Genomic DNA, 463 nt, shown 5'->3' with positions numbered 1-463 from the left:
AGCCGACCACCGGTCTGATCGGCACCGTTATCGCCAATGCGGGTGCCGGCAAACTCTGACAGCGGCACGATTCACCACCGGGCGCGTGCGTAGTTTCCGAAGCTACCGCGCGCCCACCGCCGACGGATAGTGGCAGGATGCACGCCCCCGCCCCCGGCTCCCCCACCGCGCCGTTTTGGACGCGCAGCGCCGACGCAGTATCGATTGAGCTTGATTGCGGCCATGACGGGCTGACCACAGCGCAGGCCGACGAGCGGCTCGCGCATTATGGGCCCAATGCCGATGCGATCGCGCGCCAGACCGGCGTGTTTCACGCAATCGTCCGCCGCCTGTTCGAGCCGCTGTCGCTGATCCTGCTCGTCGCGGCGATCGTGTCGATTTCCACCGGCGACTCCGTGGGCGGGACAATCATCGTCGCCATTCTGTCGATCTCGATCGGGCTTGAGGCTGTGCAGGAACGGCA

1 protein-coding gene is annotated in these 463 nt (G+C 66.5%); it reads left to right on the top strand.

Going from position 1 to position 463, the window contains the following annotated elements:
• Positions 1 to 137: 137 nt before the first annotated feature.
• On the top strand, positions 138 to 463 hold a 326-nt coding region (locus tag AACY52_RS30900; protein ID WP_339561480.1), incomplete at its 3' end, for a cation-transporting P-type ATPase.

Source organism: Pseudomonas sp. EA_65y_Pfl1_P113 (assembly GCF_963970525.1).
GTDB classification, from domain to species: domain Bacteria; phylum Pseudomonadota; class Gammaproteobacteria; order Pseudomonadales; family Pseudomonadaceae; genus Aquipseudomonas; species Aquipseudomonas tritici.
The sequence above is the reverse complement of the archived record's forward strand: the minus strand, read 5'-3'. Positions and strand labels throughout refer to the sequence as shown.